Origin of the sequence: Rahnella sp. ChDrAdgB13 (assembly GCF_017655185.1) — a bacterium.
Taxonomy (GTDB): Bacteria; Pseudomonadota; Gammaproteobacteria; order Enterobacterales; family Enterobacteriaceae; genus Rahnella; species Rahnella contaminans.
In genome coordinates this window covers 82,384-107,579 of sequence record NZ_JAEMGT010000035.1, presented here as the reverse complement: position 1 = coordinate 107,579, position 25,196 = coordinate 82,384, and the positions used below count along the sequence as shown (strand labels likewise).

24 protein-coding genes and 1 other RNA gene are annotated in these 25,196 nt (G+C 52.6%); 16 read left to right on the top strand and 9 right to left on the bottom strand.

Annotated features, from left to right (window positions below; translation table 11 throughout):
- Positions 1-5 precede the first annotated feature (5 nt).
- Positions 6-737 carry a proteasome-type protease gene (locus J8X26_RS12545; RefSeq protein ID WP_152327298.1) on the top strand — a complete coding sequence of 244 codons (732 nt, stop codon included), beginning with the start codon at positions 6-8 and terminating at the stop codon, positions 735-737.
- 23 nt (positions 738-760) lie between these two features.
- On the opposite strand, the gene J8X26_RS12540 is transcribed toward J8X26_RS12545, so the two are convergent.
- From J8X26_RS12540 to uxaC, 4 genes are all read right to left on the bottom strand, one after another.
- Positions 761-1,324, bottom strand: a complete 564-nt coding sequence (locus tag J8X26_RS12540) for a YgjV family protein (RefSeq protein ID WP_152327299.1) — start codon at positions 1,322-1,324, stop codon at positions 761-763.
- 92 nt (positions 1,325-1,416) lie between these two features.
- A complete protein-coding gene (locus tag J8X26_RS12535; protein WP_152327300.1) occupies positions 1,417-2,907 on the bottom strand; it encodes a UxaA family hydrolase in 1,491 nt (496 codons plus the stop codon).
- A gap of 10 nt (positions 2,908-2,917) precedes the next feature.
- Positions 2,918-4,369 (bottom strand): tagaturonate reductase, encoded by a 1,452-nt coding sequence (locus tag J8X26_RS12530; RefSeq protein ID WP_208951018.1) that lies wholly within the window; start codon positions 4,367-4,369, stop codon positions 2,918-2,920.
- Positions 4,370-4,508: 139 nt separating this feature from the next.
- Positions 4,509-5,921 (bottom strand): glucuronate isomerase, encoded by a 1,413-nt coding sequence (gene uxaC, locus J8X26_RS12525; protein ID WP_152327302.1) that lies wholly within the window; start codon positions 5,919-5,921, stop codon positions 4,509-4,511.
- 957 nt (positions 5,922-6,878) lie between these two features.
- Here uxaC and J8X26_RS12520 point away from each other — a divergent pair.
- From J8X26_RS12520 to J8X26_RS12475, 10 genes are all read left to right on the top strand, one after another.
- Positions 6,879-8,171: an MFS transporter gene (locus J8X26_RS12520; protein ID WP_152327303.1), complete on the top strand. Its 1,293-nt coding sequence runs from the start codon at positions 6,879-6,881 to the stop codon at positions 8,169-8,171.
- 190 nt (positions 8,172-8,361) lie between these two features.
- A complete protein-coding gene (gene exuR, locus J8X26_RS12515; RefSeq protein ID WP_152327304.1) occupies positions 8,362-9,138 on the top strand; it encodes a transcriptional regulator ExuR in 777 nt (258 codons plus the stop codon).
- A gap of 380 nt (positions 9,139-9,518) precedes the next feature.
- Positions 9,519-10,199: a DedA family protein gene (locus J8X26_RS12510; protein ID WP_152327305.1), complete on the top strand. Its 681-nt coding sequence runs from the start codon at positions 9,519-9,521 to the stop codon at positions 10,197-10,199.
- The gene (gene mzrA / locus J8X26_RS12505) at positions 10,199-10,582 is read left to right on the top strand and encodes an EnvZ/OmpR regulon moderator MzrA (RefSeq protein WP_208951017.1); all 384 of its coding nucleotides are present in this window, start codon (positions 10,199-10,201) and stop codon (positions 10,580-10,582) included. The genes J8X26_RS12510 and mzrA overlap by 1 nt, the downstream gene beginning before the upstream one ends.
- Before the next feature lie 129 nt (positions 10,583-10,711).
- The gene (locus J8X26_RS12500; protein WP_152327307.1) at positions 10,712-11,089 is read left to right on the top strand and encodes a DUF1090 domain-containing protein; all 378 of its coding nucleotides are present in this window, start codon (positions 10,712-10,714) and stop codon (positions 11,087-11,089) included.
- A gap of 136 nt (positions 11,090-11,225) precedes the next feature.
- Positions 11,226-11,528 (top strand): YqjD family protein, encoded by a 303-nt coding sequence (locus tag J8X26_RS12495; RefSeq protein WP_152327308.1) that lies wholly within the window; start codon positions 11,226-11,228, stop codon positions 11,526-11,528.
- Between the two features lie 2 nt (positions 11,529-11,530).
- The gene (locus J8X26_RS12490) at positions 11,531-11,938 is read left to right on the top strand and encodes a phage holin family protein (RefSeq protein WP_152327309.1); all 408 of its coding nucleotides are present in this window, start codon (positions 11,531-11,533) and stop codon (positions 11,936-11,938) included.
- Positions 11,935-12,219, top strand: a complete 285-nt coding sequence (locus tag J8X26_RS12485) for a YqjK-like family protein (protein WP_152327310.1) — start codon at positions 11,935-11,937, stop codon at positions 12,217-12,219. Before J8X26_RS12490 ends, J8X26_RS12485 begins: the two co-directional genes overlap by 4 nt.
- A 242-nt stretch (positions 12,220-12,461) precedes the next feature.
- The gene (locus J8X26_RS12480; protein WP_101074992.1) at positions 12,462-12,854 is read left to right on the top strand and encodes a DoxX family protein; all 393 of its coding nucleotides are present in this window, start codon (positions 12,462-12,464) and stop codon (positions 12,852-12,854) included.
- Positions 12,855-12,989: 135 nt separating this feature from the next.
- On the top strand, positions 12,990-13,973 hold the full coding sequence (locus tag J8X26_RS12475; protein ID WP_208951016.1) for a glutathione S-transferase family protein: 984 nt from the start codon (positions 12,990-12,992) through the stop codon (positions 13,971-13,973).
- A 42-nt stretch (positions 13,974-14,015) separates the two neighbouring features.
- Here J8X26_RS12475 and J8X26_RS12470 read toward each other — a convergent pair whose 3' ends face one another.
- Positions 14,016-14,921 carry a LysR family transcriptional regulator gene (locus J8X26_RS12470; RefSeq protein WP_152327312.1) on the bottom strand — a complete coding sequence of 302 codons (906 nt, stop codon included), beginning with the start codon at positions 14,919-14,921 and terminating at the stop codon, positions 14,016-14,018.
- Positions 14,922-15,031: 110 nt separating this feature from the next.
- On the opposite strand from J8X26_RS12470, the gene J8X26_RS12465 reads away from it, so the two are divergent.
- Positions 15,032-15,736 carry a pirin family protein gene (locus J8X26_RS12465; protein WP_208951015.1) on the top strand — a complete coding sequence of 235 codons (705 nt, stop codon included), beginning with the start codon at positions 15,032-15,034 and terminating at the stop codon, positions 15,734-15,736.
- Positions 15,737-15,812: 76 nt separating this feature from the next.
- Here the strand turns inward: J8X26_RS12465 and rnpB are convergent.
- Positions 15,813-16,191, bottom strand: an RNA gene (gene rnpB, locus J8X26_RS12460) — RNase P RNA component class A.
- A gap of 25 nt (positions 16,192-16,216) precedes the next feature.
- On the bottom strand, positions 16,217-17,086 hold the full coding sequence (gene rsmI, locus J8X26_RS12455; protein ID WP_152327315.1) for a 16S rRNA (cytidine(1402)-2'-O)-methyltransferase: 870 nt from the start codon (positions 17,084-17,086) through the stop codon (positions 16,217-16,219).
- Between the two features lie 61 nt (positions 17,087-17,147).
- Between rsmI and J8X26_RS12450 the strand changes: the two genes are divergently transcribed.
- The 4 genes from J8X26_RS12450 (at position 17,148) to dolP (ending at position 20,816) form a co-directional block, all read left to right on the top strand.
- The gene (locus J8X26_RS12450) at positions 17,148-19,175 is read left to right on the top strand and encodes a penicillin-binding protein activator (protein ID WP_208951014.1); all 2,028 of its coding nucleotides are present in this window, start codon (positions 17,148-17,150) and stop codon (positions 19,173-19,175) included.
- Positions 19,176-19,241: 66 nt separating this feature from the next.
- A complete protein-coding gene (locus J8X26_RS12445) occupies positions 19,242-19,610 on the top strand; it encodes a YraN family protein (protein ID WP_152327317.1) in 369 nt (122 codons plus the stop codon).
- A gap of 30 nt (positions 19,611-19,640) precedes the next feature.
- On the top strand, positions 19,641-20,231 hold the full coding sequence (gene diaA, locus J8X26_RS12440; RefSeq protein ID WP_013577230.1) for a DnaA initiator-associating protein DiaA: 591 nt from the start codon (positions 19,641-19,643) through the stop codon (positions 20,229-20,231).
- A 9-nt stretch (positions 20,232-20,240) separates the two neighbouring features.
- Positions 20,241-20,816, top strand: a complete 576-nt coding sequence (gene dolP, locus J8X26_RS12435; RefSeq protein WP_152327318.1) for a division/outer membrane stress-associated lipid-binding lipoprotein — start codon at positions 20,241-20,243, stop codon at positions 20,814-20,816.
- A 65-nt stretch (positions 20,817-20,881) separates the two neighbouring features.
- On the opposite strand, the gene mtgA is transcribed toward dolP, so the two are convergent.
- Positions 20,882-21,604: a monofunctional biosynthetic peptidoglycan transglycosylase gene (mtgA, locus tag J8X26_RS12430; RefSeq protein ID WP_152327319.1), complete on the bottom strand. Its 723-nt coding sequence runs from the start codon at positions 21,602-21,604 to the stop codon at positions 20,882-20,884.
- A gap of 895 nt (positions 21,605-22,499) precedes the next feature.
- Positions 22,500-24,839, bottom strand: coding sequence for an aerobic respiration two-component sensor histidine kinase ArcB (gene arcB / locus J8X26_RS12425; RefSeq protein ID WP_152327320.1), 2,340 nt, complete (start codon positions 24,837-24,839; stop codon positions 22,500-22,502).
- Positions 24,840-25,196: the final 357 nt, after the last annotated feature.

Sequence of the window (25,196 nt, the reverse complement as noted above, 5' to 3'; positions counted from 1 at the left end):
TTTTTATGACTTACTGTGTGGCCATGCGCTTGTCCTCTGGCCTGGTGTTTGTTTCAGATTCACGCACCAACGCCGGAGTGGACCATATTTCCACTTTCCGTAAACTGCATGTTTTTCATCAAAGTGATGAGCGCGTGCTGGTGATCCAGAGCGCCGGAAATCTGGCGACCACACAGAGCATTATCAGCCTGCTGCATCGCCGCTGCGTAGACGATGAGCGGGAAAACCTGCTCAACGTGAAATCCATGTATGACGCCGCGAGCCTGCTGGGCGACACGGTTCGCGAAGTCATCGCCCGCGACAGCGGTGCGAACCAGGGCGGAAACACGGATTTCAGCTGCAACTTGCTGCTGGGCGGCCAGATAAAAGGCGAAGGTCTGCGGTTATTCCATGTTTATCCGCAGGGGAATTTCATCGAGGCCACGCACGATACGCCGTATTTCCAGATTGGCGAAAGCAAGTACGGAAAACCGATTATTGATCGCGTGCTGAACTTCGAGACGCCGCTGGATCAGGCAATGCAATGCGCGCTGATTTCGATGGACTCTACGCTGCGCAGCAATCTTTCCGTCGGCCTGCCGCTGGATGTGATGACCTATCCGACCCACAGTTTCAGTGCTGCGCAGCAGCACCGGATCACCGAAACCCATCCGTATTTTGACATGATCCGCAAAGGCTGGGGCGAAGGCCTGCTGAGTATATTTTCTCAATTGCCGCCGCTGAAATTAGACGAGTAAATTCTCTTCCGGCGGAGTGATCCCTACTCCGTCGCTTTATTTTCATCCATCTTCTGCACAATCTTTTTCTCGACCTCGAACGGATCGATGCCGCGCAGCTGTAACCGGCGGAAGCGGATAATGTTAAAGCCGTTCATGACGAGGAAACTGCCTTCGATAAGCGAACCGCCTATCGAACCAAGCCAGATGTTGTGGAATACCCAGCAGCAGGTTGAGCACCACATGATGCAGCGCGTGGTCAGCCCGCTGGTGCGAAACAGCGCCCAGGTGCTGACGACCGTTGCGCCGACCGGCAATAATTCCACCCAGTGATGTGCGCGGCTCAGGCCGAGAACCAGCGTCAGCACGATGAAAATTACCATGATCCACTGATTGCGCGTACGCAGGGAAATCAGGGTTCGCAGGGAGTTCAGCAAGGCGCTCATGCCTGCCGGTGCGGCTCCCATCATCAGGAAATGCACGCCGATAATGGCGCTGTAAGCGGAAAGCTGCTGTTTAAAGCGACGGTCGCTGCGGTTGAAAAACATCGTGATACCGACCACAAAGGCCAGAACACCGACTGACTGGGCAAACCAGTAATACGTCATTTTTCGGAGATCTCATTCGTAGGATGCGTAGAAAAAGCAAACGGCGCTTCATATTTGAAACGCCGTTTCATTCTAACGAGTATCCGGAAGAGTTACAATGTGACACCGCTTTTAAAGATCGCCAGTTCACGGAAATCGTTAATTTCGTTTTTGGCTTTACGGCCATCCGCGATCGCAACGATCAGATCCACAAACTCACCCAGCAGCTGATCCATGCTGACATCGTGGATCAGGCGACCTGCATCGAAGTCGATCCAGTGTGGCTTTTTCATCGCCAGTTCGCTGTTGGTCGCCAGTTTTACCGTCGGAACAAAACCGCCGTAAGGCGTGCCGCGACCGGTACTGAACAGCACCATATGACAACCGGCACCGGCCAGCGCGCTGGTTGCCACGGCGTCGTTACCCGGCGCACTCAGCAAGTTCAGGCCCGGCGTCGTCAGACGTTCGCCGTATTTCAGCACATCCATCACCGGGCTTTGCCCTGCTTTCTGCGTACAGCCCAGCGATTTTTCTTCCAGCGTGGTAATACCGCCCGCTTTGTTGCCCGGGGAGGGGTTCTCGTAAATCGGCTGATTATGTTCGATGAAGTACTGTTTGAAATCATTCACCATGTGAACGGTTTTCTCAAACGTGCCTTCATCGCGGCAGCGGCTCATCAGAATACGTTCGGCACCAAACATTTCAGGCACTTCGGTCAGCACCGAAGTGCCACCATTGGCGATCACATAGTCGGAAAAACGCCCGAGCAGCGGATTCGCGGTGATACCGGACAAGCCATCAGAACCGCCACATTCCAGACCGAATTTCAGCTCGCTGAGTTTACCGGGAACGCGTTTATCGTCACGCATTACGGCATACAGTTCACGCAGACGTTCCAGACCCGCTTCCACTTCGTCGTCGAATTTTTGCAACGTCATAAAGCGCACGCGATCTTCGTCAACCTCACCCAGCGTTTCACGGAAGACGTCTACCTGATTGTTTTCACAACCCAGACCAATCACCAGCACCGCGCCCGCGTTCGGATGGCGCACCATATTTTGCAGCATGGTGCGGGTGTTCACGTGGTCATCGCCCAGTTGCGAACAGCCAAACGGATGGGTGAACAGGAAAACGCCGTCGGTGCCTTCTGCGTCATTGGTTTCTTTCAGAAAACGTGACTGGATCTGGCGCGCAATCCCGTTCACGCAGCCGACTGTTGGGATCAGCCAAATCTCGTTCCGGATCCCAACCTGACCGTTTTTACGACGGTAGATCTGCACTTCGCGATCAGCCATCTGTTCAGGCACGGTGGCGAAATCCGGCTGATACTGGTATTCGTCCAGATCGCTGAGATTGGTTTTAGCGTTTTGTGAATGGATATGCACGCCCGGTTCGATCGCCGCCAGCGCATGACCAATCGGCAGGCCATATTTCACAATATTTTCCCCGGCCGCTATCGGGCGCAGAGCAAATTTGTGACCACGGACCACAGGCTGAGCCAGAACAACACGATACCCGCCCGCTTCAACTTGCTCGCCCGCCCCGATATCGCGTAAAGCCACAGCGACGTTATCAGCGGTATGAATTTGAATGATACTTTGCATAGTTGCTCTCTTAGCTATAAGCCGCCAACGCATCACGCATGCCGCGATCTTCAATCGCCTGCAATTGTTCGGTCACTTTCGCCGTCAGACCCGGCACGGTATTCAGGTCACGTCCCCAGTGTTCTTCATCCGCCAGCACGGTTTCGACCAGCCCGATTAACGGCAGGCTGCCGTTACGCACATCGCTCCACAGTCCGGAGAAACGGCTCAGCCAGTGGGCATCGTCCTGCAGAGGATAAATTTCACCGTTACGTTCCCCGCGGTAAAACGCCAGCAACGCTGCCAGGGCAAAGGTCAGGCGCGGAGGCAGAAGCTGATTCTTTGCCTGGCTCGCCAGCAGCTGCGGCAGAATGCGGGTGCGGTATTTGGTCATGCCATTCAGGGCAATCGACAGCAACTGATGCTGAATGAACGGATTACGGAAACGGCTGAGCACCGCCTGCGCGAAGGACGTCAGTTCATCCTGTGGCAAATCCAGCACCGGCGAGATTTCTTCGGCGATGGCCAGTTCAACAAAGCGGCTGATTTGCGGATCATTCATTGATTCGCCCACGGTGTTCAGACCTGCCAGGAAGGCCACCGGCACCAGCGCCGTGTGCGCGCCATTGAGGATCGCCACTTTGCGTTCTTTATACGGTTTGATGTCGTCAACCAGACGGATATTCAGCGGCAGTTTGTCCAGACGCAGTTCCTGCGCCAGGCTTTTTGGCCCCTGGATCACGAACAGATAGAAGTGTTCGGCGCTGTCGAAGAAGCTGTCCTGATAACCGAGTTCTTCCTGCAGGCTGTCGATTTCGCTGCGCGGGTAGCCCGTCACAATGCGGTCAACCAGCGTCGAGCAGAAGGTGTTACTGTTTTCCAGCCACTGTGTGAACGCCGCCGGCAATGCCCATTGCTGTGCGTAGCGCAACACCAGTTCCTGTAAGGCTTCGCCGTTATAATCAATCAGTTCACACGGCAGTAAAACCCAGCCTTTATCAGCGGCACCGGAGAAGTGAGTGAAGCGTTCGAACAACAGACGGGTCAGTTTGGCCGGGAAGCTGGCCGGAGGCGCGTCGTTCAGGCTGTCGCTTTCGACATAACTGATACCCGCTTCGGTGGTGTTCGAAAACACAAAGCGGATATTCGGATCGCGGGCCAGTGCCAGATATTCGTCAAACTGATGGTAAATATTGATTTCGCGGTTTACGGAACGAATGATGCGCGTGTCGCGCACGGTTTCGCCCTGCTCATTCAGGCCGCTGATGATCGTGGTGTACAGACCGTCCTGCGTGCTCAGTGAAGGTGGGAAATCGGTGTCAATCGGGCGAACGACCACGATCCCGGCATCCAGATCGGTATGTTCATTGAGCAAATCTATTTGCCAGTCGACAAACGCCCGCAAAAAGTTGCCTTCACCGAACTGGATAATTTTGTCTGGATGTTGACGGCCTGGGAAGTCACGGCGATTTAACCTTTGCATCTCACATTCACCTTAATTTGGTCAGACGCCGGTCTTTGAGGACATCAGTTTGTCCCGTGGCCGTCGTTCTTTATTGGGATAATAGTTTGTTATTTATGTGTTTTATCAGGAGCGCAGGAATCTGCGCTCCGTCGTACTTTTAGTTCAGTTCAATCTGGAAATACTGTTTGGCGTTATCGAAGCAGATGTTTTTCACCATATTGCCCAGCAGTTCGATATCTGCCGGCGCTTCGCCGTCTTCTACCCAGCGGCCAATCATCTGGCACAGAATGCGACGGAAATATTCATGACGGGTATAAGACAGGAAGCTGCGACTGTCGGTCAGCATCCCCACGAAGCGGCTCAGCAAGCCCAAATTGGCGAGCTGCGTCATCTGACGTTGCATGCCATCTTTCTGGTCGTTGAACCACCAGCCGGAGCCGAACTGCATTTTGCCCGGCATCCCTTCACCCTGGAAGTTACCGACCATGGTGCCGATCACTTCGTTATCACGCGGGTTCAGGCAGTACAGAATGGTTTTCGGCAGGCCACCGGCCAGACCTTGCGCGCCCAGCAGTTTGGACAGCGGTTCTGCCAGCGGCTGGTCATTGATGGAGTCGAAACCGACGTCTGCGCCGATCAGCTGGAACATACGTGTGTTGTTATTGCGCAGCGCGCCAATGTGGTACTGCTGCACCCATTCACGGCGCTGATATTCAGAAGCCAGATAAAGCAACACGCCGGTTTTGAACTGGGCGATTTCTTCTGTGGTTGGCGTTTCACCGTTCAGGCGGCGGGCCAGAATGCCGTCCAGCGTGGCGTCATCCGCTTCGCCATACACCACAACGTCCAGCGCGTGGTCGGAAACTTTGCAACCGTGCGCCGCGAAGTGATCCATACGTTTTTTCAGCGCATCACGCAGATCGCTGAATCGGGTGATGGAAACATCAGCCGCAGCTTCCAGTTTCTTCACGTAATCCGCAAACGTGGCGGCTTCAATGTTGAAAGCTTTGTCCGGGCGCCAGCTTGGCAGCACTTTGATATCAAAGCGGGTGTCCTGGGCGACAGCTTTATGATGTTCCAGAGAATCGATCGGATCATCGGTTGTGCCGACCATTTTCACGTTCATCTGTTTCATGATGCCGCGGGCAGAGAAGTTGTCCTGCGCCAGTAATTCATTACCGCGTTCCCAGATTTCGCCTGCGGTGGACGGGGAAAGCAGTTTGCCGGTAATGCCAAACGGCCGACGCAGCTCAAGGTGCGTCCAGTGATAAAGCGGGTTACCGATGGTGTGAGGAACCGTAGCGGCCCACGCGTCAAATTTCTCGCGGTCAGTGGCGTCGCCAGTACACATACGTTCAGGAACACCGTTGGTGCGCATCGCACGCCATTTGTAGTGATCGCCTTTCAGCCAAATGTCATACAAGTTTTTGAATTTGTAGTCCTGAGCAATCAGCTCAGGCGGCAAATGGCAGTGGTAGTCGAAAATTGGCTCATCTTTCGCGTAGTCGTGATACAGGCGACGTGCGAATTCAGTGTCGAGAAGGAAGTCTTCTGTTAAAAACTGCGCCATCTTAGGTTCCTCATCATGAAATCTGTAGAGTTGTCTCTCAATGGTGCGAAGTTATCACACCAATTCAGGTTGTCGTCCAGCTCTTTTTAGGGGTATGTGCCGGTAATAGCAGGCAATCCAGGACCCAGTAAACTCACTAACTCTCTGTAAAATAATAACGTTGAAGCCTTACTGCACGGGTGCTTATTATCCTCACAATCAGAGTGTCATTTTGTGATGTCACTCAAACTTTAAATCTGTATGACAGGTTATTTCGTACCAAATGTGACAAAACCAATTTCACCTTTTCCACGTGATGCCGCCGTTTGATCAGCCTCTCCCGCCTCGCACCTGCGCCATTTCCTCGGGTTCTTCTGATTAACAGCACAATAAAACGCACGATCTGTACTCAAAACGCCGCCGCGTTAAGCGTACGGACGAAATGTGATCAACCCGTAAAGTTGTTACACCAATTTCGTTTCAGTGATCCGGTCTCTGATGTTAATCCGTCACATAAAAGTGTGAACAGGATCAACTAAAAATCAATTTTTTCAATAAATTCAATTAAATAAGTGTGTAGTTAAAAAAATTAAGTAACCACACAATTTAAATGTGGTTTTGTGATGTCATTCAAATTTTAAATCTGTATGACAAGTTATCTTTGCTTCGCCCGGACAAGAGCGTCAGAGATTACCTGCCACGTCCTTTCGCTGTTGCCCGGGCAAAACACTTCCCAGGCGCAGTCAGCCTCATGGCGAAGCAACAATTCTGGTGTTCAGGACGCTCATCGGATCTTACGCACAGATAACAATAAACCAGTGCGTAAACATCGGGCCGCTCCCAGTGAAATCATCTGGCGGCGATATCCCCGGAAAACACTTTAAGGAAGCCAGAAGCCCATGCTCAGGCAGCGTGGTGCGAAATACGCCATGACAGCGTGCGTTGTCATTGCCGGATTATTTACTGGGAGAGAGTTAAATGGGTAAGATTAAAGGGTTACGCTGGTACATGATCGCACTGGTGACATGCGGCACTGTATTAGGCTATTTAACACGTAACGCCATTGCCGCCGCAGCACCGACGCTGATGACTCAGCTCAACATCACCACTCAGCAATATTCTTATATTATCGCGGCTTATTCCGCCTGCTATACCCTGATGCAGCCGGTTGCCGGTTATGTTCTTGACGTCATGGGCACGAAAGTCGGTTACGCCATGTTCGCCATTATGTGGGCCATCTTCTGTATGGCGACCGCGCTGGCCAGCAGCTGGGGCGGTCTGGCGATCGCCCGTGGTGCTGTCGGTATGGCTGAAGCCGCGATGATCCCTGCCGGCCTTAAAGCCAGCAGCGAATGGTTCCCGGCCAAAGAGCGTTCTATCGCCGTGGGCTACTTTAACGTCGGTTCTTCAATCGGCGGGATGATTGCGCCACCGCTGGTTGTCTGGTGCATCCTGATGCACAGCTGGCAGCTCGCCTTCATCATCACCGGTGCATTGAGCCTGATCTGGGCACTGAGCTGGCTGGTGTTCTACAAGCACCCGAAAGATCAGAAAAAACTGAGTAACGAAGAACGCGATTACATTCTCGATGGTCAGGAAGCACAGCACCAGACCACCAACGGCAAGAAAATGTCTGCCTGGCAGATCCTGCGTAACCGCCAGTTCTGGGGCATCGCGCTGCCACGCTTCCTGGCTGAACCTGCCTGGGGCACATTCAACGCCTGGATCCCGCTGTTCATGTTCAAAGTGTATGGCTTTAACCTGAAAGAAATCGCGATGTTTGCGTGGATGCCGATGCTGTTCGCTGACCTCGGTTGTATCCTTGGCGGCTACCTGCCTCCGCTGTTCCAGAAGTATTTCAAAGTGAACCTGATTGTCTCCCGTAAACTGGTGGTTACCATGGGTGCGGTCCTGATGATCGGCCCTGGCATGATTGGCCTGTTCACCAGCCCGTACGCGGCAATCGCTTTACTGTGCATCGGTGGTTTTGCTCACCAGTCACTGTCCGGCGCGCTGATTACTCTGTCTTCTGACGTGTTTGGCCGTAACGAAGTGGCGACAGCCAACGGTCTGACCGGAATGGCGGCGTGGATGGCAAGTACCATGTTTGCTCTGGTCGTCGGTGCGCTGGCCGATACCATCGGTTTCAGCCCGCTGTTTGCCGCTCTTGCCGTCTTCGACCTGCTTGGTGCAATCATCATCTGGACCGTACTGCAGAACCGTTCCGCAGTAGAAGCAGCCCCGGCTCCGCTGAAAACCGCGAAAGCCTGATCCGCCAATCACAAACCCGGTAAAATTCTTTGCCGGGTTTGTCTCTTTCTGACATTTCTCCAGTGCCTTTGTGGCCGATGCACGGTGCATCAACCTTTCGTAAATCGTATACTGGTAGTTGTATAATAGGTTTGCAGGTCTGTCCGACACTCGCATCTTGCAGGTTTCACTACTTTTAAAGAGCACTCATATGGAATCCACAGACACCAGACGCCTTTACCAACAACTGGCTGCCACGCTCAAGGAACGAATCGAAACAGGTGTGTATCCGGTTGGCGAGAAGTTACCTGCTGAACGTCTCATTTCCGATGAGATGGACGTCAGCCGCACCGTGGTGCGCGAAGCGATCATCATGCTGGAAGTTGAAGGTTATGTGGAAGTCCGTAAAGGCTCGGGCATTCATGTGATGTCAAATCAGCAGCGCCATCTGGTGGTACCTGATAATGGCATCGAGTTTGGCACCGCCGGCCCGTTCGAGCTGCTTCAGGCGCGTCAGCTGATTGAAAGCAATATCGCGGAGTTCGCCGCCACGCAGGTGACCAAACAGGACATCATGCGCCTGATGGAAATTCAGGAACACGCGCGCCAGGAAGATCGTTTCCGTGATTCCGAATGGGACTTGAAATTCCACGTGCAGGTAGCGCAGGCCACGCAGAATAATGCGCTTTCAACTATCGTTGAAAAAATGTGGAGCCAGCGATTGCATAACCCTTACTGGCGTAAGCTGCACGAGCACATCGATGAGAAATCGATTGAGAGCTGGTGCGAAGATCACGACCTGATCCTTAAAGCACTGATTCGCCGTGATCCGCATGCCTCGAAACTTGCCATGTGGCAGCATCTGGAAAATACCAAACAAATGCTTTTCCGCGCCACAAGCGATGATTTTGAATTTAACGTAGACCGTTATCTCTATTCAGAAAATCCGGTTGTTCATCTGGATCCACCGCTGCTTAATACCAAATAAATTCCCCTTAAGGCCGGAAATTCTCTCTAACCGGCCTTTTCTCCCCATCTGCGTGATTTCGCATTATCCTGTCAGACACTGTCGAGTAGTGTCAGCCAATGTAAAACCCCTTTCCATTACGTGCGCCGGACTTAAATGATCGGTCTCAACGCGCTATATTTACCTGTCTGAGTTATTGTTATTTTGTTACAGTTAGACCCGTTTTTTTACGCGTTTACGAGGCATGAAACAGCGCTATAAACGTGTAAATCCCCGATGAATTCAAAACCAGATAGCCCGCCAGGGAAATGGCGACCTTATCAGCTTACAGGCCGCGTCGAGACATATTCTCCGCTGATGTCAATGCTGACCCACTGAAATGATGGAGTTTTACACGACAGATGGAAATTATCAGCTCGCTTATCGATGCCCTCTGGCAACAAGATTATGTCACCCTCGCCAACCCTTCTCTGGTCTGGGCGCTGTACCTGATTTTATTCATGATCATCTTTCTGGAAAACGGTTTACTGCCTGCGGCTTTTTTACCTGGCGACAGCCTGCTGATCCTCGTGGGAGTACTGATTGCCAAAGGTGCCATGAATTTCCCGCTGACGATTTTCCTGCTGACGACCGCCGCCAGCCTTGGCTGCTGGCTCAGTTATGCGCAGGGGAAATGGCTGGGGAATAACCGGATAGTACAAAGCTGGCTGGCCCATTTGCCGGTGCAATATCACGAACGTGCACACGCCTTGTTCCATAAACACGGGCTTTCCGCGCTGCTGGTTGGCCGTTTTCTGGCCTTTGTCCGCACTCTGCTGCCAACAATTGCCGGTTTATCGGGCCTGAGCAACAGCCGTTTCCAGTTTTTCAACTGGGTGAGCGGTCTGCTCTGGATCCTGATCCTGACCTCGTTAGGGTATTTCCTCGGCAAAACGCCGCTGTTCCTAAAATACGAAGATCTGGTGATGAATTGCCTGATGCTGCTGCCGGTGCTTTTGCTGATTGGCGGGCTGATCGGTTCCATTGTCGTTTTGTGGCGTAAAAAGCACGCTGACCGCCAGAACAAAGGCAAAAGCGCATAATGAATCGCCTGTTGAGAAAGCACTCATTTATCTGGCCAGCGCTGTTTATCCTGCTGGCCGTCGCGGCCATGATTGGGCTGGCGATATCGCGTCTTCCGGCACCGGCCAGCGCGCTGCAAATCCGCCCGGCACGTTCTGGCGTGGCACTGCCCGATGGTTTTTATGTTTACCAGAGCCTGACCGAGCGCGGCATTCACATCAAAAGTATTACTCCGCTGGAAGATGGTCTGGTCGTTCAGCTCGATTCTGCTGCACAGCGCAAAATGGCACAGGACGTGTTGCAAACCATTTTGCCCGCAGGCTTTGTGATTCAATATTGCGAACCGCCACATACCAAAGCCTGGCTGACCAAGCTGGACCGTGATCGTTTAAAGGTTGGGTAACTGACAGCGGATTTGTCTGATATCACAACCCATTTGTCAGTGATATGCTTTCAAGGCTAGTTATTCAAAAAATCTCTACTCACGGAAATAAGTGCCACAATCACTTAACCATCAAAAGGAAGCCCGACGATGAAAATCACTTTATCTGCACTCGTTTTAGCCCCGGCAATGTTATTCACCACCGCAAGCTTTGCTGCGCCTCAGCCAGAAAGCTGCGTGACGAAACAGCACGAAATTCAGAAACAGATCGACGAAGCCCGCCTGCACAAAAACGAGAACCGCGTCGACGGTTTGGAAAAGGCACTGCGTGAGAATAAAGCGCACTGCACAGATGCTGGGCTTAAAGCTGAAAACCAGAAACGTGTCGAAGAAAAACGTGAGAAAGTCCGCGAACGTGAGCAGGAACTGAAAGAAGCTCAGGCGAATGGCAATCACGAAAAAATCGCCAAAAAGCAGCAAAAACTGGAAGAAGCACAGTCTGAACTTAAACAGGCTCAGGGTCTGTAATCCCCTCTCTTAAAGCGCCCGGCCGGCGCTTTAATGCGGGATCTTGCTTTTTAAAACAGACAATTCGCATTTGCGATCACCTGAATATCCGCTATGTTAAAAGTTCGAATCAGTTAACGTATGGAGTGACTTACACATGGCTAGTAATACATCAGAACAACTGCGCGCTGAATTAAAGTCATTGGCAGATACGCTGGAAGAAGTTCTTCAGACCTCTACCGATAAGCCGAAAGCTGAACTCGATAAGTTACGCGGCAAAGCGGAATCCCTGCTGAAAGATACCCGCGAACGTCTGAGCGATACGGGCGATAAGATTGCCACTCAGACCAAAGAAATCGCTGGCAAAGCCGATGATTACGTACATGAAAAACCGTGGACAGGCGTCGGTATTGGTGCCGCTGTCGGTGTTGTGATTGGCGTTCTGTTAGCCCGTCGCTAATTATGTCTGAACCGATAAAACCGGCACCACAGGGACCGGGTAAAGGGCTTTTTGACATCGTTTCACGCATCGCCACCGTGGTGGTGGGCATGGTTGAAACGCGTGTCAGGCTGGTTGTTGTTGAGCTGGAAGAGGAAAAGGCCAATATTTTCCAATTGCTGCTCATGGCTGGCATTACCCTGATTTTTACCGCCTTTGGTCTTATGAGTTTGCTGGTCCTCCTTTTCTGGGCAATTGACCCGGCGTATCGCCTGATTGCGATCGGCACGGCGACCGGTGTTCTGCTGTTCCTTGCTGTGGTTTTAGGCGCGATGACGCTGGCAAAAGCCAAACGTTCAACGCTTTTGAGCCTCACCCGCAAACAGCTGGATATCGATCGGGCGTTGCTGGAAAAGGATGACAATCTATGAGTATCCCAAACCGCGCTATCGAAAAAGTCAGACTTCTGCGCCAGATTGAGCGCCAGCGCGCCGAGCTATCTGAGGCGGGTTCTGACTGGCTGGATGCCACAGCGAAAATTGATCGCGGCTGGGTGAAAATCGTGGATATGCGTAAGTATCTGGTCGTGGGTTCCAGCCTGATTGCCGTCTACGGCATCCGCCATCCCAGCAGCATTGTGCGCTGGTCACGGCGGGCATTTGGTATCTGGGGCACCGTCCGGCTTTTCCGCAAGACTTTCGCCAGCAAATAAGCTTAGCGACATTCACATCAAAGGGTCGGATGACTATTCATCCGACCCTTTTCTTTTTGAATAACAATCCTTCCGCCGTTCAATTTATTTGAATCATTCCAACAGTTTTACTTGCTAACAAAGCGTAATCGTTAGACTTATTATCTCGTCATCAACTGATGCGGTAACGGCGAGAAACATTTTCTGACCGGACCGGTAACACTTTAAGCTCAATTTGAGCACACTACGTTTTGGAGAAGAAAATGACTAAGTTACAAGACACAGCTTTACTGGTAGCCCGTATCCTGATGCCAATTCTGTTCATCGTTGCCGGTTGGGGAAAAATTAACGGTTACACCGCAACCGCGGGTTACATGACTTCCATGGGCGTTCCAAGCTTCTTCCTGCCACTGACTATTTTGTTAGAATTTGGCGGCGGTCTGGCAATCCTGTTCGGCTTCTTCACCCGCACTACTGCGCTGATCACAGCCATCTTCACCATCCTGACGGCGCTGATCTTCCATACTGATTTTGCACAGGGCGTGAACCAGATGATGTTCATGAAAAACCTGTCCATCGCTGGCGGTTTCTTCGTTCTGTTTGCTTCAGGCCCGGGCGCATTCAGCATCGACCGTCTGATCAAGAAAAACTGGTAATCACTGCTCCGGCACCAGGGCGCTGTAACCCAGGCTATAATTCAATAAGACAATAAAAAAGCACCTGTAGGGCGATGTGATTAATCACCTCGCCCTTTTTAATTCTGAAAGGTCACTGACAGTAAGGAAAATATCATGGGACAACTGGTCGAAGGCAAATGGCAGGACACCTGGTATGACACCAAATCTACCGGCGGTCATTTCAAACGTTCTGCGGCGCAGTTCCGTAACTGGATCACACCCGATGGTGCACCGGGCGAGCACGGCGTCGGCGGTTTTACCGCTGAGCGAGACCGCTATCATCTTTATGTTTCACTGGCCTGTCCGTGGGCACACCGGACACTGCTGATGCGCGCCCTGAAAGGGCTCGAAGACATTATCCCTGTTTCCGTCGTACACCCGCTGATGCTGGAACATGGCTGGACGTTCGGAACCGATTTCCCGGCCGCTACCGGCGATGATTTGTATCATCTGAATTATGCGTATGAAATCTATCTGCGTGCGCAGAATGATTACACAGGCCGCGTGACTGTACCGATCTTGTGGGACAAAAAGCAGCAGACGATTGTCAGCAACGAATCGGCAGATATCATCCGCATGTTTAACAGCGCGTTTGATGCCGTGGGCGCAAAAGCCGGGGATTATTATCCGCCGTCGTTACGCCCGTCGATTGATGAGATTAATGAGTGGGTCTATCCGCAAATCAACAACGGCGTGTATAAAGCCGGTTTTGCGACCTCTCAGGACGCGTACGACGAAGCGGTGAATGGCGTGTTTGATGCGCTGGAACGCGCTGAGGAATTACTGAGTAAACACCGCTATCTGACAGGCAACAAGCTCACCGAAGCCGATCTCCGTCTGTGGACCACGCTGGTTCGCTTTGATCCGGTCTACGTCACGCATTTCAAATGCGACCGTCACCGCATCAGCGATTATCCGAATTTGTACGATTTCCTGCGCGATATTTACCAGATGCCGGGAATTCGTGAAACGGTGGATTTTGCGCATATCCGTAATCACTATTACCGCAGCCACGCGACCATCAATCCGTACGGCATTATTTCGACCGGACCGGCACAGGATTTAGAATCTGAGCACGGCCGCGACAAACGCTTTTAATCTTGTCTTTTCCCTTCCCCCTTCATAAAGGGGAAGGGCATTTTACTTCGCTTCCCGCGTTGCCAGTAACTTTGGAATTTCACGCAGGAACCAGGCTTTTGCCTCGCCCATGCTGTCGCGACGCCACGCCATAATGATGTCGGTTTCACGGTTATATTCCGCACTGACCACCCGCAGACGCCCTTCCTCGATGTCTTTCTCGACCATCGGATAAGGCATCGTCGCTACGCCTAATCCGGCCAGCAACGCCTTACGTTTTTCTTCAATCGTACTGACCGTCAGCCGCTGTTGTTTATCCAGTAACTGAACGGTGAGCACGGGGCGTTCACGGGCAGTATCGGCGACAGCAATCCCGCGGTATTTCACCCGGCTGACGTCCGATAACGGTTCGGCTTCCTGATGGATAGGATGATCCGGCGCTGCCACATAGACACTGACCAGTTTGTACAGCTTGCGGCTGTTAATTTCGGTGGAAGAGCGGAAATGCATATCGGGTGCGATGACGATATCCGCACGCCCCTGCTCCAGACGCTCCCACGCACCGGCCAGCACTTCCGTTATCAGAGAAACCTGCGTATTGGCTTTCAGCGCCAGCTTTTCAATCAGCGGGAACAACTGCGCGGCAGGCGATAACGCTTCGCAAACGATGGTGATGTGCGTTTCCCAGCCGCGCGCCAGCGCTTCGGCATCGACGGTCAGTTTGTCGGCGGCTTCGAGCAGGACACGGCCACGCTCAAGCAACATCCGGCCCACATTGGTGAATTTTGTCCGATGACCTGAACGGTCAAATAACACCACGTCCAGCTCTTCTTCCAGCTTTTGCATGGTATAGCTCAACGCAGACGGGACGCGGCCCAGCTCATCAGCGGCGGCGGCAAAACTTCCTCTGCGGTCAATGGCATCCATGACCCGTAATGCTTCCAGTGTGAGTGCGCGATCCTTAGCCATTCTTTTCTCTGTCAGGAAATTTGAATATAGCGACCAGATTAACTGGCTAACAATCACACGTCCAGACGCTTACCATTTATACATCGAAATTTTTAAGAGAGGCGACCGCCATGATCACCAGCAGAACGGCAAAAGAGTGCGGCACCGCTGACTTTGGTTGGCTGCAGGCACGTTACACTTTCTCCTTTGGACATTACTTTGATCCGAAGCTGATGGGCTATGCGTCGCTGCGCGTCTTGAATCAGGAAGTGCTGGCGCCGGGTGCCAGCTTCCAGCCACGGACTTATCCGCGGGTTGATGTGCTGAATCTGGTTTTACAGGGCTCGGCGGAATACCGCGACAGCGAAGGTAACAGCGTGCGGGTCGAAGCCGGTGAAGCGGCGCTGCTTTCCACGCAGGCAAACGTCAGTTACAGCGAACTGAATACCCGCGCGAACCAGCCGCTGACGCGCATGCAGTTATGGCTGGACGCCTGCCCCGAACATGAAAATCCGTTAACCCAGAAAATGACGCTGCCGGATGCGAAACATTTCCTGCTGGCATCACCGGACGGCAAAAACGGCAGCCTGCAATTGCGGCAAAATGTCTGGATACATCATCTGGATTTAAAACCGGGTGAACAGATTTCCCTGCCAGTTCGTGGCCCGCGGGCGTATCTGCAATCGATTCACGGACAAGTTGATGCGCTGGGTGCGGTCAGCCACGAATCGCAAAAACTGGCCTGCGGAGACGGGGCGTTTATTCATCAGGAAAACAGCCTGACTGTTTCTGCCAGCACGCCGTTACGCGCTTTGCTGATCGACATGCCGGTTTAACATTCGCGGATAACGGATTTTGCGGATAGCAGAAAGGCGAAAGCCCGCGCAGTAACCTGCGCGGGCTTTCTTTTGACGAGGGAGTTGACCGTTAAGCCGGGTTCTGTCGTGGACAGTCATTCGTCTAGGCCAGCAATCGCTCACTGGCTCAAGCAGCCTACCCGGGTTCAGTACGGGCCGTACCATGTGAACCCCTATTTGGCCTTGCTCCGGGTGGAGTTTACCTTGCCACGAACTGTTGCCAGCCGCGCGGTGCGCTCTTACCGCACCCTTTCACCCTTACCTGATCCCACTTACGCGGGCCATCGGCGGTTTGCTCTCTGTTGCACTTGTCGTAAGCTCGCGCTTCCCAGGCGTTACCTGGCACCCTGCCCTATGGAGCCCGGACTTTCCTCCCCTCCACCTGTATCCCCCGAAAGGGACGGCAGTGAAGCGGCGACTGTCTGGTCAACTCCGCGGCGGATAATAGGGTATTACACCCTATTTGTCACCCTCTTGCTCATCAAGCGCGTATTTATACAACGCATTCTTCTTCACGCCATGGATTTCTGCGGCCAGCGCGGCGGCCTTTTTCAACGGTAACTCTTTTTGCAGCAGCGCCAGCGTACGCAGGGCCTCAGCGGGCAACGCCTCCACATCGACTTTATGGCCTTCCACAATCAGCACCATTTCGCCGCGACGGCGGGTTTCCACTTCCTGCACCCATGCCAGCAGTTCGCCAACCGGCGCGCCGTGAATGTTTTCCCAGGTTTTGGTCAGTTCACGCGCCAGCACCACATAACGCTGCGGCCCCCAAACTTCGACCATATCCTGCAAACTGTCGATCAGACGATGCGTGGATTCATAGAAGATCAGCGTGCGCGGTTCTTCGATCAGCGCCAGCAAAGTGTCTTTACGGGATTTGGTTTTAGCAGGCAGAAACCCCTCGTAACAGAAACGGTCGGAGGGCAAACCGGCGGCGCACAACGCAGTAATGGCAGCACATGCCCCCGGCAAAGGCACGACACGGATGCCCGCTTCACGACAGCGGCGCACGAGGTGATAACCCGGATCGTTAATCAGCGGCGTACCGGCATCAGAAACCAGCGCGATAGTCTGGCCTTCCTGCAATTTCGCCAGCAAATGCTCGGCTTTTTGCTGTTCGTTGTGGTCATGCAGAGGGAACATTTTGGCGCTGATCGCGAAGTGTTGCAGCAGCAATCCGGTATGGCGGGTGTCTTCTGCGGCAATCAAATCTACACTGTTGAGTACGGCCAGCGCGCGTTGGGTAATATCCCCTAAATTGCCAATTGGCGTCGGTACGATATACAGCGTTGAGGCAGAAATATCTGCTTGATCGTCTTGATTCATTGTTTCATCCGGATTGCCGATTTAATATTGAGCATCTTGAAAAAACATCACTGGAAACTGAATGCCTTCCTCAATGACTTTTCGTACCCGTTCGGGACGTTTACTCCCTGCCATCATCGTGGCTATGCTTCTCGCCAGCTGTTCCGGTCAGGCGCCGCAGGCACCGACTGAAAGTGTCCAGGGTGCAGCGTCCGGCAGCTCTGATTATTATCTGCAGCAGGCACAACAAAGCGGTGATGATAACAAGGCTGACTGGCAATTGCTTGCAGTCCGTGCCCTGATACGTGAAGGCAAAGTGCCTCAGGCCGCCGAACAACTCGCCAAAGTGCCGCAAAATCTGACCGCAGCACAAACAGTTGAACAGCAGCTGACCAGTGCAGAAGTTCAGGTGGCCCAGAAGAATTACCCGGCAGCGGCAACCACTCTGAGCCAGGTCGACCCGGCCAAACTGAACAATGATCAGAAAGCCCGTTATTACCAGGCGCAAATCGATGCCAGCCAGGGCCGTACCAGCCTTGGCCTGATCCGTGCTTACATCGCGCAGGAACCGCTGTTGCAGGGCCAGCTTCATCAGACGAACATTGATGAAACCTGGACCGCGCTGACACAAATGTCTGCGCAGGACGTTAACAGCATCGTGATTAACGCGGATGAAAATACCCTGCAAGGCTGGCTGGATTTGCTGAGTGTCTGGCAGAGCAACAAGCAAAATCCTGATTTACTGAAAGCCGGTATCAAAGACTGGCAGCGCCGTTATCCGGTCAATCCTGCGGCCAAAACCCTGCCGACACAGCTGAATAATGTGCTGACTTTCCAGCCTGCGTCTACCGGTAAAATTGCGCTGTTCCTGCCAATGAGCGGGCCTGCACAGGTTTACGGCAATGCTATTCAGCAGGGCTTCAACGCGGCGATGAACGGCCAGGTCAGTCAGGCCGCGCCACAACCGGCAACGCCAGCCGATCCTAACGCACAAGCGCAGACAACGCCGGTTGATCCGAATGCTGCGGTCAGCACGTCCGCCCCGGATACCACTGCGCAGCCACAAACCGCACCAGCCCAGCCTGCACCAACGCCTGACGTTGCGCCGGTTGCCAGCAGCAATGCGCAGGTAAAAGTTTATGACACCAACGGTCAGCCTCTGGCAGCGTTACTGACGCAGGCACAACAGGACGGCGCCACACTGGTGGTCGGGCCGTTGCTGAAAGATCAGGTGAATGAGCTGGGTAACGCCCAGACGCCTCTGAATGTTTTAGCGCTCAATCAGCCAGAAACTGAGAAAAACAGTCCGAATATCTGTTACTTTGCGCTCTCGCCGGAAGACGAAGCACAGGATGCCGCCCGCCATATGTGGGCAGAACAGAAACGTTCGCCGTTGTTACTGGTTCCACGCGGTGCCTTCGGTGACCGTATTGCGCAGGCATTTGCCAATGAATGGCAGAAACTGGGCGGGCAAACTGTCCTGAAACAAGGGCTGGGCTCTGCCGGTGAATTACGTTCATCTATTGGCAGCGGCATCCGCCTGACCGGTACGCCGGTTACCGCAAGCGACAGTGCAGTTCCCGCGCAAGCGCAGGGTGTCACGATTGGCGGTATTACCATTCCGGCTCCGCCAACCGATGCGCAGATTACGCAAGGCAGCACCGGCGGTGCGGTGGATTCCGTTTACGTCGTAGCGACTCAGAGCGAACTCACGCTGATTAAACCGATGCTGGATCTGGCGGTTAGTGGCCGCTCTCATCCATCCGTCTACGCAAGTTCACGCAGCTATCAGGCGGGAGCGGGCCCGGACTATCGTCTGGAAATGGAAGGCGTGGAATTTAGCGACATTCCATTACTGGCGGGTTCTAACCCTGCGCTGATGCAGCAGGCCGCGGCGAAATTCGGCAACGATTACTCGCTGGTTCGTCTGTACGCGATGGGGATTGATGCCTGGAGTCTGGCAAATCACTTCTCACAAATGCGGACGCTGCCTGGCTTCCAGGTCTCCGGCAGTACCGGTGATTTAAGTGCCAATGAAAACTGCGTGATTCATCGCAAACTGCCGTGGCTGCAATACCGTCAGGGCTCGCTGGTTCCGGTTTCTTCATAAGAAACGCAGTTAACTTGCGCAGAGAAACCGGAATTCTCCGTACGAAATAAGTACAAGGACGTACTGATGATAAATTTTTTGTCAAAAACGCGGTCGTGCGGAGCCGAATATGAAGCTTACGCGCGACGCTATCTTGAAAGAGCCGGATTAACTTTTGTGGCGGCCAATGTGGCCTGTCGTGCAGGTGAAATTGACCTGATCATGCGTGACCAACAAACCTGGGTGTTTGTTGAAGTTCGCTACCGGCGCAATGCAAATTTTGGCGGCGCTGCGGCCAGCGTAACGCGTCAAAAACAACAGCGCTTGTTACGCGCGGCATCTTTCTGGCTTGCAAGCCACAACGCAAGCTTTGACACATCACCTTGCCGTTTTGATGTTTTAGCCATCACCGGCAGCCAGTTAGAATGGCTGCCCGATGCATTCAATGCGGAATAAATATTACGACGACTGACTGGACGAAAACCCGTGCTGGATAGAATCAAAGTCTGCTTTACCGAAAGTATCCAAACCCAGATTGCAGCGGCTGAAGCCTTGCCTGACGCGATTTCCCGTGCCGCGATGACGCTGGTGCAATCGCTGCTCAACGGCAACAAAATCCTGTGTTGCGGTAACGGCACCTCTGCGGCAAATGCGCAGCATTTTTCCGCTAGTCTGATTAATCGTTTTGAAACTGAACGTCCGAGCCTTCCTGCAATCTCACTATGTGCAGACAATATTGTTCTGACAGCGATTGCTAATGACCGGCTGCACGAAGAAATCTATGCCAAACAGGTGCGCGCTTTAGGTCAGGCTGGCGATGTTTTGCTGGCGATTTCTACCCGCGGCAACAGCCGTGATATTGTCAAAGCCGTTGAAGCAGCGGTCACCCGCGATATGACGATTGTCGCATTGACGGGTTATGACGGCGGCGAACTGGCGGGTTTACTGGGGCCTCATGATGTTGAGATCCGGATCCCCTCCCATCGCAGCGCCCGCATTCAGGAAATGCATATGCTCACAGTAAACTGCCTCTGTGACCTGATAGATAATACGCTGTTCCCACACCAGGACGATTAAGGAGATCCAATGAAGGCGAGCCCTCTCTTAGCTGTATTGTTAAGCGCCCTTCTGTTACAAGGCTGTGTTGCGGCTGCGGTTGTTGGTGCAGCCGGTGTCGCAACTAAAACCACCACTGACCCGCGCACTGTGGGCACTCAGGTTGATGACAGCACGCTGGAAGCCCGTGTTTCCAACGCGATAAGCAAAGATAAACAACTGAAAGATGAAGCCCGCATTGTCGCCACCGCGTATCAGGGTAAAGTCCTGTTAACCGGTCAGGCGCCGTCCGCTGATATGGCCTCCCGTGCGAAACAAATTGCGATGGGCGTAGAAGGCGCAACGGAAGTGTATAACGAGATCCGCACCGGCAAACCAGTCAGCATGGGCACCGCCTCTGTGGATACGTGGATCACCACGAAAGTTCGCTCTCAGCTGCTGACCAGCGATTCCGTTAAATCTTCCAACGTCAAAGTGACGACCGAGAATGGGGAAGTGTTCCTGCTCGGCCTGGTCACGCAGGAAGAAGGTAAATCCGCGGCGGGGATTGCTGCCGGTGTCAGTGGCGTGAAACACGTGACGACAGCATTTACTTACGTTAAATAATTCAGTCGGTTAACGCAAAAAGGACAGCTCAGGCTGTCCTTTTTTACGCCCTGAAACCGCATGAATTAATGCAGTTTATGCTCTTGCAGGAAAGATTCCCCACCGAGCTGGCTCATTTGCCTCAGGATCCACTGCTGACGACGCAGCACGTAGGCCGACGGTGCGTTGACTTTAAACAGGTGAGGATTCGGCAATACGGCAGCCAGCAATGCGGCCTGCGAAGCCGTCAGGCGGCTGGCGGGTTTATGGAAGAAATGCTGTGAGGCCTGCTCGACGCCAAACACACCGTCGCCAAACTCAACAATGTTCAGGTAAACCGTCAGGATCCGGCGTTTCGTCCAGACCGTTTCAATCCCCACGGTCAGACCCGCTTCCAGCCCTTTTCTCACCCAACTGCGGCCATCCCACAGAAAGAGATTTTTAGCCGTCTGCTGGGAAAGCGTAGATGCTCCGCGCATTTTTCCGCCGTCTTTATCCAGAACTGACTGGATGGCATCCACATCAAAGCCCCAATGCTCGGGGAATTTTTGATCTTCCGCAGCCATTACCGCCAGCGCCATTGGCGCAGAAATTTCGCTCATAGGCACCCAGTCGGAATGCGCCACATACCCGAAATCACCGGTGAGCCAGGCGGAAACCTGACGTTCGACCATCACGGCAGAAAAAGGAACGGGTAAAAAAGCAAAAAGTACGATGCCCGCAACCCATAAGCCAAACAAAAGTATTACGGCACGTTTCAGCCATAATACCGGTTTTCCCCAAATGCCCTTTCCAGCAAATTTCTTCATTCTGCGGTTTCCACAACACATCTGACCATCTAATCAATCCCAACGGAGACCCGATAATGCGGGCTAGCGAAATGCTCCACAATCCTGCTAACAATTGTGCGAAAAAGCATAACTCATCCTTAAAAACTCCATTTCAAAATTGCGTTTTGATCACTGGCATCAAGGGGTTCCGTCATAGTAGTCGGCATTTCCAGTTTTTCATTCATCGGGTATTTAAAGACAGCATGTAAATTATTTGTGAATAAACTCAATAAATAAACATTAACAATGCTAATAAATAAAAATACCAAAAGTGAACGAATTTTCACCACTTTCCGGTTTACCGTGGCGCTGACTAAGTCAAATCGCACAGTAAAAAATGGCAGAAAACTGCCTGCAGACTGGCGACTTAACCCGATAAAAACCTGATCATCCTAAGTGAAATTTTTTCACTCATCACAATTTTTAAAAATGGGTCGAAATCAAAATACTGAAGACAACGCAATAATCGCATAAATGATGAATAACAAGTACTTGTCAGTGAATCCAGCCATTCCACCGCCGATTTTCAGGTTAAATTAACGGCGAAACAAGCAGCAAAATGGCATGACATTGTTCACTTCCATAAGCAAAATTGCATGACACCGGTACAACATCAACAGGCTTCATTTGTATTCTGTCAAAAATCCTGCGATAAAGACTTGATGTTTTGTATAGACAAAGACTAATCTACATCACAGTTTTTAATGAATGTTGTAACAGTCCTGCTTATATTTGTTATGTTGATTGCTACAGGATGTATTAGACTTTAAGACTGAATTCCAAGACCTGCGAAAACCGAACCCTTATAACTATCGTGGGTTACCTCTTTCCCTGGTGTTGGCGCAGTATTCGCGCACCCCGGCTTCGGCTGGGGTTATTTTTTTTCAGCGTTTGCCGTCCAGTCACGTAACACCTGTATGTCATGACGCCATTCTGCTTTCAGCTCATCAATCCATTCCTGAACGTTATCCCACCACGCAGGCAACGTCGGCGTCTGAATTTGTTGCGCCAGTTGTTGCAGGTGCTTAAGCCCTACGGAACCCGCCGCTCCTTTGATTTTGTGGCCTTCTTCCGCAATCCCTTTTTGGTCGCGCGCGGTCATGTTGGAATCCAGCACCGCGAGATAGCCCGGCATCATCTTTTCGAACATATCTGCGCTCTGATAAATCAGTTTCGGCCCGACCAAATCGATGTACTGTTCAAGCATGGCGGTATCAAGCAACGTTTCGCTGTTTTTCATTTCGACAGGTTCCTTTTCCATTACTGAAACTTCAGGCTGGTGATCCCAGAACTGCTGGATCATGCCGGTTAGCGCAGAGACGGACAGCGGCTTACTCAGCACATCGTCCATTCCGGCATCGAGATACTCTTTCTTATCTTTGAGGACGTTGGCGGTCAGCGCAATCAGCGGCGGCAGATGCTTGCCTGCGTAATCGGTACGCAGTTTGCGGGCGATATCCAGCCCGGTCATGTCCGGCAGCTGGATATCGAGCAGGACGAGGTCAAATTCGTCCGGATCGAACATCTCCAGCGCGTCGTGACCGTTCATCGCCACTTCCACGCTGTTCCCGAGTTTCTCCAGCACCGAACGCGCCACAATCACGTTCAGCTCGATATCTTCCACCAGCAGCACGTGCAGCGCGGGCAGCGGCATATCCTCTTCTTCATCCACTTCGGCGACCGGCGCATCGAGCGTTGGCGCGCGCACTGTCAGCGTGAAGCAGGAACCCTTGCCCGGTTCGCTGCTGACGGTGATATCGCCGCCCATGGTTTGCGCCAGACGTTTTGAAACGGCCAGCCCGATACCGGTTCCTGTCGCCGGTTTGCCGCCGTTCTGATCTTTCACCTGATAGTACATGGCGAAAATTTTGTCCTGCTCGTCCTGCGGGATGCCCATGCCGGAATCGCGGACAACGAAACGCAGCATGTCGTTGGCTTCGTAATGGACGCTCAGCACAATCTCCCCTTCGCGGGTGAATTTGACGGCGTTACCAATCAGGTTCCACAGGATCTGGCGTAAACGCGTGCCGTCCGTCGTAATACTGCGCGGCAGCGGTAAATCCGGATCCATGACGAATTTCAGACCTTTCGGTTGTGCCAGAAGGCCGGAGAGGTTTTCGAGATCGGACAGGAACTCGGTGAAATCCACCGGCTGATTGTCGAGCTGCACTTTGCGGCGCTCGATTTTGTCCATTTCGATAATATCGTTGAAGATATTCCCGAGCGTGATTGCGCTGACGTGAATGGTTTTCAGATAACTGTGCTGTTCTTTGTCGAGTTCGGTGTCCAGCAGAATGCGGCTCAACCCGACGATGCCGTTAAGCGGCGTACGCAGCTCGTGGCTGATCGTAGAGATGAAAGTGGTCTTTTCCCTGCTGGCGTTCTCTAACGCGTCCTGATAACGCTTACGCTCGGTTATATCGCGGCCAAAGCCCATCAGCCCATGCCGTTTGCCAATGCGATCGTAGAACGGCACTTTGCGCAGCTCGAAGCAGGCTTTACGCCCGTCCGGATAGACCAGCCATTGTTCGTAAGTCAGGGAAACGTTGTGGCGGAAGACTTTCTCATCGGTTTCCACCACTTTTTCGGCAATGTCCGGGGTATACACATCATTCGGCGTGAGGCCAATCAGCTGTTTTTCGCTTTTGCCGGTCAGCAATTCCATCGCACGGTTACAGCCCGAAAATTCCTTATCTTCATTGCGGTAGTAAACCAGGTCCGGGGAAGCATCGAGGAATGAGCGTAACAGCGCCGATTGCTGGCTCAGTTCGATTTGCGCCTGTTCGCGGTGATGCATTTCAAGCTTCAGCTTGTCCACCACTGCCAGACGCGCCTCTTCGGCTTTCACGCGGTCGGCGATTTCCTGATTCAGCTGCGTAATGTTGTCCTTAAGCTGCTGGTTCAGTTCGAGATCGCGGTGGCGCATTTCTTCGAGCTTATCCACCAGACGCGCTAAACGCTGGCGTGATTCCTCAAGCTGCTCAACGACCACCGACAGGAAATACACCGCCCAGGGCGTAATCAGCAAACCAAAGAAGATGGAGCGAACGACGTCGATACTTTCAACCTGCCCGCGCAGGAGCATGGTCACCGCCATCTGGACAATCATCGCCAGCACCACCAGCGCAGACGCCAGCAGCAGAGAGAATCTCACCAGCCCCAGCTTGACCATCAGATCGACATAATACTGCGCTAAAACCCGGATTTGCTTCATAACGGTTCCCTTAAAACGAAGTCGCCTGAATCATACCGCAAAACCTCGCCGTGGTGAGTCTGCAGGCAAGATTGAGCGTGAAGTTTGTGAGATGCACCTTGCGGGGGCTTGCCATGGTGCAATGCAGGAAATAAGGGCAGAGTTATTGACTAATTTACGCCGTGATATTATTAATATCGGCCGGCTTAATTTCGTCACAGGCTTTGCCAACTGCCGCGCAGCAAACATCTTTTCCTTATTCTCTCCGAATTCATTCTCAGCCGGCGCACTCCGCGCAGGCATAACTATTCATTATTACTGCAAATAAAATCATTCACGCCAGTATAAATAATTCTTATTACGAAGAGCCGATTAGTA

Coding starts and splice junctions, on each gene's coding strand:
- J8X26_RS12545 (WP_152327298.1), top strand. CDS start 6: ATGACTTACTGTGTGGCCATGCGCTTGTCCTCTGGCCTGGTGTTTGTT.
- J8X26_RS12540 (WP_152327299.1), bottom strand. CDS start 1,324: ATGACGTATTACTGGTTTGCCCAGTCAGTCGGTGTTCTGGCCTTTGTG.
- J8X26_RS12535 (WP_152327300.1), bottom strand. CDS start 2,907: ATGCAAAGTATCATTCAAATTCATACCGCTGATAACGTCGCTGTGGCT.
- J8X26_RS12530 (WP_208951018.1), bottom strand. CDS start 4,369: ATGCAAAGGTTAAATCGCCGTGACTTCCCAGGCCGTCAACATCCAGAC.
- uxaC (WP_152327302.1), bottom strand. CDS start 5,921: ATGGCGCAGTTTTTAACAGAAGACTTCCTTCTCGACACTGAATTCGCA.
- J8X26_RS12520 (WP_152327303.1), top strand. CDS start 6,879: ATGGGTAAGATTAAAGGGTTACGCTGGTACATGATCGCACTGGTGACA.
- exuR (WP_152327304.1), top strand. CDS start 8,362: ATGGAATCCACAGACACCAGACGCCTTTACCAACAACTGGCTGCCACG.
- J8X26_RS12510 (WP_152327305.1), top strand. CDS start 9,519: ATGGAAATTATCAGCTCGCTTATCGATGCCCTCTGGCAACAAGATTAT.
- mzrA (WP_208951017.1), top strand. CDS start 10,199: ATGAATCGCCTGTTGAGAAAGCACTCATTTATCTGGCCAGCGCTGTTT.
- J8X26_RS12500 (WP_152327307.1), top strand. CDS start 10,712: ATGAAAATCACTTTATCTGCACTCGTTTTAGCCCCGGCAATGTTATTC.
- J8X26_RS12495 (WP_152327308.1), top strand. CDS start 11,226: ATGGCTAGTAATACATCAGAACAACTGCGCGCTGAATTAAAGTCATTG.
- J8X26_RS12490 (WP_152327309.1), top strand. CDS start 11,531: ATGTCTGAACCGATAAAACCGGCACCACAGGGACCGGGTAAAGGGCTT.
- J8X26_RS12485 (WP_152327310.1), top strand. CDS start 11,935: ATGAGTATCCCAAACCGCGCTATCGAAAAAGTCAGACTTCTGCGCCAG.
- J8X26_RS12480 (WP_101074992.1), top strand. CDS start 12,462: ATGACTAAGTTACAAGACACAGCTTTACTGGTAGCCCGTATCCTGATG.
- J8X26_RS12475 (WP_208951016.1), top strand. CDS start 12,990: ATGGGACAACTGGTCGAAGGCAAATGGCAGGACACCTGGTATGACACC.
- J8X26_RS12470 (WP_152327312.1), bottom strand. CDS start 14,921: ATGGCTAAGGATCGCGCACTCACACTGGAAGCATTACGGGTCATGGAT.
- J8X26_RS12465 (WP_208951015.1), top strand. CDS start 15,032: ATGATCACCAGCAGAACGGCAAAAGAGTGCGGCACCGCTGACTTTGGT.
- rsmI (WP_152327315.1), bottom strand. CDS start 17,086: ATGAATCAAGACGATCAAGCAGATATTTCTGCCTCAACGCTGTATATC.
- J8X26_RS12450 (WP_208951014.1), top strand. CDS start 17,148: ATGCCTTCCTCAATGACTTTTCGTACCCGTTCGGGACGTTTACTCCCT.
- J8X26_RS12445 (WP_152327317.1), top strand. CDS start 19,242: ATGATAAATTTTTTGTCAAAAACGCGGTCGTGCGGAGCCGAATATGAA.
- dolP (WP_152327318.1), top strand. CDS start 20,241: ATGAAGGCGAGCCCTCTCTTAGCTGTATTGTTAAGCGCCCTTCTGTTA.
- mtgA (WP_152327319.1), bottom strand. CDS start 21,604: ATGAAGAAATTTGCTGGAAAGGGCATTTGGGGAAAACCGGTATTATGG.
- arcB (WP_152327320.1), bottom strand. CDS start 24,839: ATGAAGCAAATCCGGGTTTTAGCGCAGTATTATGTCGATCTGATGGTC.